The organism is Providencia sp. Je.9.19, assembly GCF_051129765.1.
Classification (GTDB): Bacteria; Pseudomonadota; Gammaproteobacteria; order Enterobacterales; family Enterobacteriaceae; genus Providencia.
This window is the reverse complement of record NZ_JBCPSS010000011.1, coordinates 24,676-32,503: the sequence shown is the minus strand read 5'-3', so window position 1 is coordinate 32,503 and position 7,828 is coordinate 24,676. Positions and strand designations below refer to the sequence as shown.

At 37.7% G+C, this 7,828-nt stretch carries 6 protein-coding genes; 2 read left to right on the top strand and 4 right to left on the bottom strand.

The window, feature by feature from the left end:
* Positions 1-973 precede the first annotated feature (973 nt).
* The 4 genes from AAZR93_RS20765 to AAZR93_RS20750 all read right to left on the bottom strand — a co-directional run bounded on the left by AAZR93_RS20765 (position 974) and on the right by AAZR93_RS20750 (position 5,585).
* Complete coding sequence (locus AAZR93_RS20765) at positions 974-1,909, bottom strand: RepA family replication protein (protein WP_434720950.1); 936 nt, start codon at positions 1,907-1,909, stop codon at positions 974-976.
* A 235-nt stretch (positions 1,910-2,144) separates the two neighbouring features.
* On the bottom strand, positions 2,145-3,128 hold the full coding sequence (locus AAZR93_RS20760) for a ParB family protein (RefSeq protein ID WP_434720949.1): 984 nt from the start codon (positions 3,126-3,128) through the stop codon (positions 2,145-2,147).
* A complete protein-coding gene (locus tag AAZR93_RS20755) occupies positions 3,118-4,335 on the bottom strand; it encodes an AAA family ATPase (protein ID WP_434720948.1) in 1,218 nt (405 codons plus the stop codon). The genes AAZR93_RS20760 and AAZR93_RS20755 overlap by 11 nt, the downstream gene beginning before the upstream one ends.
* 524 nt (positions 4,336-4,859) lie before the next feature.
* Positions 4,860-5,585, bottom strand: a complete 726-nt coding sequence (locus AAZR93_RS20750; protein WP_434720947.1) for a tyrosine-type recombinase/integrase — start codon at positions 5,583-5,585, stop codon at positions 4,860-4,862.
* Between the two features lie 1,222 nt (positions 5,586-6,807).
* On the opposite strand from AAZR93_RS20750, the gene AAZR93_RS20745 reads away from it, so the two are divergent.
* On the top strand, positions 6,808-7,068 hold the full coding sequence (locus AAZR93_RS20745) for a helix-turn-helix domain-containing protein (RefSeq protein WP_265503750.1): 261 nt from the start codon (positions 6,808-6,810) through the stop codon (positions 7,066-7,068).
* 72 nt (positions 7,069-7,140) lie between these two features.
* Positions 7,141-7,659, top strand: a complete 519-nt coding sequence (locus AAZR93_RS20740) for a fimbrial protein (protein WP_265503749.1) — start codon at positions 7,141-7,143, stop codon at positions 7,657-7,659.
* Positions 7,660-7,828: the final 169 nt, after the last annotated feature.

Here is a 7,828-nt window from a genome sequence, read left to right as displayed (position 1 = left end):
AAAATAGCACAATTACACGTTATTGTGGTTAGGTTAAAAACGAGAGAGACCCTTTCGCAGACTCTAATACCGAAACATATCGTTATAGATCCGTTAAACCATTCATCCATTTTCCTAACCATGAACAATTCCATTGGTTGGCTGCTTGAAAAACAGGCAGCGCAACTTTTTCTGACTTACCTCCGCTAATGCGACAGAACCCATATTTATACCTATAAGATTTTGCTCAATTATAAGCTATAAATCTCTACAGTTTTATTAGACCATTACACATAAAAAAGGCGTGTTCTTTCAACTGATTAAATTAAAGATTATCATGAAATTTAGGCGAAATCACCTGCCCGCAGGGCATAAGACGGCAAACCCTGCAAAAGAGAGCGCTTATCAGGTTAGGGCCGTCGAGACCCGCGTTAGCGGCCACAATGCGTTTAATGCCCCATTACTCCCCTTGCCCTGGTTAAGTCTCACAGACATTCAGCGATACAAATGTTGTTATCCTCTTCAACGAACGCAGTGAGACGGGCAAGGGGCGTAGACCCGCCGAACGGCTGTAGCTGCGCGTTAGCGACGCTGTGCGGCGCTTACGGAGGATAGAGCACACTCTTGCAGCGTCTTTCTGAGCGGCAGCCACGGAGTGGCTTGTAAGCGAAGGCATTATTGTTTTTGGTTTTATTTTTAAGTGTGCGGCGTGAAGAAAACAGCGCCGCATCTCCTTTTATAAAAAGGTCGTTTTAGTTCAGAAGCTAGGGACGAAGTTAATACTCATAAGGTTAACGAATTCGAAGTTAAGTGATGCTTTAAACGATATTCGAAGTTAAGTGTAGTACAAACCAGCAAAAGCGTCACTGACGACGTCAATCCTCATTCTTCTCCTTAAAAAATAGTGGGGTGAATACTGAAAAAAGCATCAATCAAGCCAAAAAACCAACACAAAGACCGCCAGTCAAGGCGGTAATTTTAAGTTTTACGATTATTAGTCGGGCAAATGTTTCACGTAATAGAGATAACAGGCTTGCCCGTGCACGTTCGGATAACGGGCTTTCATGTCTTGCTCAAACGCATGGACCACCGCAAACGGCTGATTCCCCTTCCACGCGTTATACTGTCGCCACGCCGCATGGGCTTCACTTTCTGGGGCTTGCGTCGATTTGGCTAAGGCTTGCTTATGTTTGAGCGCCGCTTCAAGGTGGGCTTTCTCTTGTTTTAGCGTCGCATCTTCACCAATGACCAACGTTTTGAGTTTCTTCAGCAGGTTTTTGAGGGCGTGCTTATTGTCCAATGACGCCACATTCGACCGCGCTAAACGCAACACATGTTGGGCATAGCGTTTTTGATAGCTATCCCGCAGTCCCTTGCGCTCCATCCAACGGCGAAAACGCGTCACCACGTCACGCAGTTCGGTTTTGGAAAAGCCAAGTCCATAAAAAAACTCGGGTCGTATCCAAATCCGCATGGCTTTGTATTGCTTGGCGTCGACATCAAAATCACGGTCAATAATAATCAGTTGGGCTTGTTCCCAATCGTGTAACGCGTGCAAAATCGGGTCGTAACTTTTACGCCCACTGTCATAGCGGTGTAATTGCCCACACAACTGCGCCAGTTTCTCCACTGAGCACATCACTTCAAATAAGGTGTCACTTTCGGGGTTATAATCGGCGTAGGCAATCATGGCTAATGCTAACGCATCAAACGTTTCACGACGCTCTGAGCGCACAGAAATGCGCTGCTTTCTATCACAACGTAATTGGTAAATATGAGGGTTACGGTTCCAATCGTGGCGTTTTAACGCAGCCGCAAAGCGCCGTACCGGCACCAATTGCGGTAATGCTCCAATAAATTTTGGCGCATAATGGCGATGGATTTTGCCAAGCGAACAGATACTTGGATGCGAAATCGTTATATCAACCATCTCGCTCCGCACTTATGTTGTACGGAAGGAGTTGAATTTTTTTTGACATGATTCTATACTCCCAGTCAGGAAGTCAACAATATTCCTAACAGAATTACGAGTTAAGCCCCTGAGGATCTTTTGCTTTCCGCCAAGATAGAGAAGATTCCGGGGGTTTACTGTTTTTAGATATGTTATCTAAAATGACCACCTTATAGCGTGGTAGCTTGATTTATTTTTTACCTACAAATTATCTTTATAATGAAGGTACTCCATCAAAATAACCTTCCATCACAGCGTGTATTGCTTTATCAAGTTCATCTTGTAGCTGTTTTGGCACTCGGTTAAATTCATAACTAAATCCCCGCTCTTTTACGCGTTTTCTAGCATAGATGTTTTTATCATCAAAGCGTCTAAGTGGGATCACACTGTTGGCTTCACGTTTGTTCTTAGATGCTAGCTGCTCTGTAATATTTTTTAATGTTGTTAAAATTACTTTTTTAAGCTCATCAGACGCGATTTTTCGATTTTCAATAAGCTCACTGAGTTTTTTATTAAGTTGATCAATAATCTCATATCGAACAAGGCTTTTAGTCTGAATAAGTTGTTCTATTGTCAGTAAGGTTTTATAGTCTGAATAACTTAGTTCCGACTGAATCGGAAATAACGCCACGATATCCTCAGGCACTGAAGCTGCTTGAATTGCACGAGTGACTTTTGCGGCTGACATATCCTCCAAAAGCGCAATCTCTTTTTGAGTCATTCCTTTTTCTCTCAACTGCAATAAGCGTAAACCAATTTCTCTTATATTATGTTCCTTCGCAGTTTGAATATCGACGGCTAACTGTCTTGCGTCATCACTGCTAATCTCTGAATCGGTCACAAGCACCGAAAGTCCAACATGGCATAGTAAGGCTGCTGCCCGGCGTCGAGAACCATCTAGAATTTCAATTTTATCGTCAATTCGACGACCAATGGCTGGAAAGAATTGTTGTAGCTTAATCGTACGTGTTATATCAATAAGTGACTCTGCAGTTAATGCATTTTGATCGCGCCCATTCACTGAAAAACGAACAAACGTTCGCTCTACAAGTTCATTTGCAGGGACTTGGATCAAATAAAACGGCGCTGATTTACCTGATTTAAGAATAAAACGCTGTACGTGTTCCTGCTCAATAGATAAGTGTGTCAATGAGGTCGCACTTAGCGTTCTTCCGATGGTTTTTCTTTTAGCTTGCATAATAACCTCTATTTATACGCAGAAATTCCACACGATCAAAAACAGCTTTCGCGAAATCCTCAGCGGCACTTTTTGCATTTTTCAATGCTTCTGTACTGCCAATATAGGTTGCAGGATTCGCAGAAACAACAGTATCAAAAGATTCACCACATCGTTCGAAGCCGTCCAGACGCGGTAAAGCCACATCGAGCATATCACCACCAAAAATTTCTTTTGCTAAACTATGGCATAATTTATGATCTGTTTTGTTGCTAAGTTTAGACATGAACCCCACATTACTAATGAGATTAACAGTAGCTCCGGTTGACTCAATCAGTTCAATTAACTCTGGCAAACGTGTTAAATATTTAAGAGTAGAATGAAAATCCACTTGTGCAGGCGGAACAGGTGTCATCAAGATATTCGCTGCCGCAATCGCATTCGATAAAAAGGCATCAAGATGTGGCCCACTGTCGATAAAAATAAAGTCGTAGTCATACTTCACTTTTTCAATAATATTGTCACGAAGTACAGTATAAAGATTGTGTTCGGGTAAATGTTCTCGGCATAAAATTTCCCACTGAGAAGCAATAAACGCATCCTCAATCGAAGCAGGAATAACATCAACCCCTTGAACAACCGAGGGTAAAATAAACTCATTAATGAGTTCTTCTCGTGTGACGTCTTGTAACATAGCTTGAGCGGCGGTAGCCTCTACTGAGCCGATAGATTGCATGTGATTTAAAAACATAGTTGCTGACGATTGGGGATCCAAATCAATGACTAATATTCGTAAATCTTCATAAATTAAATGGGGATGCGTACGTAACGCATGCGCAAGTGAGACGGTGCTCACCGTTTTAGAAACTCCGCCTTTCAAATTACCAATAAAAAAAGTAAAAGCCTCTGAGTAACGATCACGATATTTAGGCACCCCACGGTGATGGTAAATATCAATAATGTTTTGGATCGTCATCGCATACTTTAACGAAGATCCAGCTTGACGCTTTTCAAATTGGTAGCCAAGGCTTTCCATTTCATTAACCGCATAATCCACACTGGCGCGTGTTAACTTAGGTAATTTAGCAACGGCTGCTTTAGAGTAGACTTGATAATAGGATGTTTCATTGAGTTCTTCTTTCTGAGATTGAACTTGCTCGGTCAAGGATTGCAACAGTCGAACAGATCGACTCGCAATTCTATTAAATTGATTATTTATTTTGACCATCCTCGTTCCCTCTCACATGCAACATTTCTCTCTGAACCAAATAATCCTACATAAAGATGCAATTGTAAACACTCTTTACTAAATTATTTATCACCACTTTAAGAACAAATGTAACCAATTGAAATTAAACAAATAAAAATAAAACAAATACGAATTTCATACTGAAATCGCCATTAGATTACGAATATTAAAGAAAAAACGAATAGTTGATGATTAACATTATTTAATTACAATAAATAATGAATAATCTTTAATAGATTAAAAATTAATTTAAACAGTGCTGATAATTTAAGATACATCTGATAGATCACAATCAAAGCAAAAAATTAGCTGATAGGCGTAATTTTTACTCTATATGAAGTTAAATTTCTTTTTTCAAAAAATAATTAACCAAGAAAAATTTAATCTTTATCTATTTGATTTTATTAAAAATAATTCATTTTAAATTGAATATTTCAAGATGAAATCGCCATTGATAATAATAAAAGAATACTTTTGCAGATAAACACTTTTTGTGAGTATTTTTATCGAAAAGAAATATCAAAATGTAGCATTGCATCAAGGGTAAAAATCTTAGTATAGATGTCGGTTGAACTGGCTTTTTTATGCCCCAAGTAGGCTTGAATAACTTTGAGAGGAACACCATTAAAAATTAAATGCATCGCAAAACTATGTCGAAAGGTATGGCACGTAATGGGATCAACAACAAAAGAAATGCCATCTTTCGAAGCTTGCTCAACCGCAGTACGTAACCAATTTCGAACGGTATTATCGCTTTGCACTGGCCAAATTTGTGTCTGGTTTTTGTATCGCATAGTCACAAAGTAACTTTTCATTTGCTGAACATAATGGCGATCAAAAAGTGGAACGGCGCGCTTTATGATGGTTGGGCTTTTAGATAGTTCATCTCGTTTTGACGGTTTTCGTTGTTTCAACGTTTTTAAGACCACAAACGGCGTTTCAGCATCAAGATAAAAATCGCCTTTTGTCAGCACAAGGACCTCCTTGATGCGTGCCCCAGTATTCCACAATGTATCTATCAAGGTTCTCTGATGCAGATCCGGCATGTAGTGCAATAATTGATTGACTTCTGGTGAGAGCAAATATTTTGGGCAATCTAATTCTGCGGTAATGGCGAGACTGCGTAATTGACGTGCACGCTCTAAATGCCCTTCGGATAAAAGCGCCTGAGATTGTCGACGCACAATCGCCCTCGCCGTTTCATTCTCTATAGGGAAAAAACCCGACATAGCCCTCACCTTTCATTATTGTAATAAATAGTTATTATTTCAAATTGAAATAATAATATATATAACTATCAATAGCGCAATAATCACTTCTGTATACTTTCAGTCTCACCCCAAATGAAGGCGATCAATGCCATCGGGCGCTCCTAATTTCGATCCTTTCAATTTCGGTATTACGCTATTTTTTCCTTTATACCGCAATGCGTTACCTCAACAATATACGGTAATCATGAATATTCCACAACATATAGATATGATCCTCAAAGCGATCATACAACATAAGCGAAAAAGGGAATAAACCCAAAATTGCGGAAAATGACCGTAAAGCGCAATAACTAAGAAAAACCAAATTGCTCAAAAAACAAACTACGCAGGATGCGTTTTGAGAAGACTTTTAATGGTTAGTAATGTATTTGGATGGATTTATCAAAAAGTCGCTTAAAATAGGATTGGGGGGGCGAATTTAGTCATTGCTCTTATTTTTCTATAAAAAATCACGTGACAATCGATGCGCCTTATTTTGGCTCTATAACGCCGATTTTAATAGGAAAATGTTTATTGTTAATTTTTGCATCATATTCTTATTAGCTCTGAAGGCTGATAAAGCGCTCCGTTCAGCCGCTAAAATAGTCTTCCTAATAATAACAGGGAGGGTTCTGATAATATTTAGCTAATATTCCCTATTAAACTTTTTTATTCTTTCAATATCAAAGAGCCATAACTATTTAATCGTCGTATGAAAAATACGTTAAAATAAGAATATTCTGCATTATTTAAATTCCCTATGATATTTTATATATTAATTACTAACTCAATTTAACTCCCATCATTGTTATTTATTTATATATAATAATAATTTATTTGTATGTATATCCCTGACAAATAAAAAATGTAACCAAGTGTAATTATATATTTCTATGTTAATCATAATTCAATTAAATTCCATCCCTAAGATGTTAAAAACTGTAATAATAATATAACAATTATATTATCGTCAAAAACTCATAAACAATAATAATTATTATATATCAATATATTGAATAAATTTCACCGACCACTTAGATCGGCAATAACGATCAATATCCAGCTTGTGATAGGCGCAACCTATAACAAATGACCTATCGATCGATATAAACGTTTTTACTCAGGTTCATTGTTATTATACATTCCTCGTCATCCTGTTATATCAGATATTTAAATTTAATAATCGAAGAGAGTTAAAACTGTGAAAGATTACCATTCTGATCTTATTAAACTGGATGTTTTTAATAAAAAAATAGGATGTTTTATTAAAAACAAAAGAAAGAAAATGGATATAACAGGTAAAGATTTAGGGATGATGCTAAATGTCAGTCAACAGCAAATTTCCCGATATGAAAATGGTATTACAAAGATTACTGTCACCTTACTTAATGACATATTAATCATATTAGAAACATCTTGGGATGAATTTTTATCATATAATGGATTAAGTGATAAATATTAATTCATATTATTTTATAGCGTGATTCAATCATTATTTTTGATGTTCAATTATATTAAAATGGAAAACGATTCAATGAAAAAACTATTATTACCAGCCATCATCGGTGCCGCGTTATTTGGGGGATATGCTTCCGCAAATACGGGTGAAGTTCAATTTATTGGCGCTGTGACGTCAGAAACGTGTGACATTGATACTGAAATCGGGGGATTAGTTAAGTCTACGATTGATTTAGGCAAAATGACAACAGCAGATACGCACGGTGACTATGTTAATTTTGAGTTAGTCCCGCGTACAGATGAATGTTTGAAAAAAACCAGTGGTCAAGTAGGTTGGCAGAGTGCGGGATTCACGAATACCGGTCTTGCAAATATGAAAGGAACCGCTAACGGTGTCTCTATTCAGTTGACCGCCGTTAATTCAACAACGGCTAATCAAGATGTGACTTATAACAGTCAAAGTGTTGATTTCGGTAACGGCACCGATGCCATTGGCAATATGAAGTTTAAAGCCAGAATGGCGGCAACCGCAGGGCAAACAATCACCGAAGGTACCGTGATTTCAAGCGCAACTTATGCGGTAGCCTATAAATAATATCCTATTCTTTAGTACTTGACCCTCATTCCTAATATTTGTTCATTCACTTTTTTAAGTGAATAAAATAACTAAATGAATATCAATTGGAATTGAACTTAATAAAAATCAAGTACGCCAGAATTAATTCGGATATAAAAATCTTATTAAAGGGTCTTTGACCCTTATT

Bases quoted from the DNA above. Each gene is read 5' to 3' on its own strand.
- AAZR93_RS20765 (WP_434720950.1), bottom strand. From the start codon at position 1,909: ATGGTTGATATAACGATTTCGCATCCAAGTATCTGTTCGCTTGGCAAA.
- AAZR93_RS20760 (WP_434720949.1), bottom strand. From the start codon at position 3,128: ATGCAAGCTAAAAGAAAAACCATCGGAAGAACGCTAAGTGCGACCTCA.
- AAZR93_RS20755 (WP_434720948.1), bottom strand. From the start codon at position 4,335: ATGGTCAAAATAAATAATCAATTTAATAGAATTGCGAGTCGATCTGTT.
- AAZR93_RS20750 (WP_434720947.1), bottom strand. From the start codon at position 5,585: ATGTCGGGTTTTTTCCCTATAGAGAATGAAACGGCGAGGGCGATTGTG.
- AAZR93_RS20740 (WP_265503749.1), top strand. From the start codon at position 7,141: ATGAAAAAACTATTATTACCAGCCATCATCGGTGCCGCGTTATTTGGG.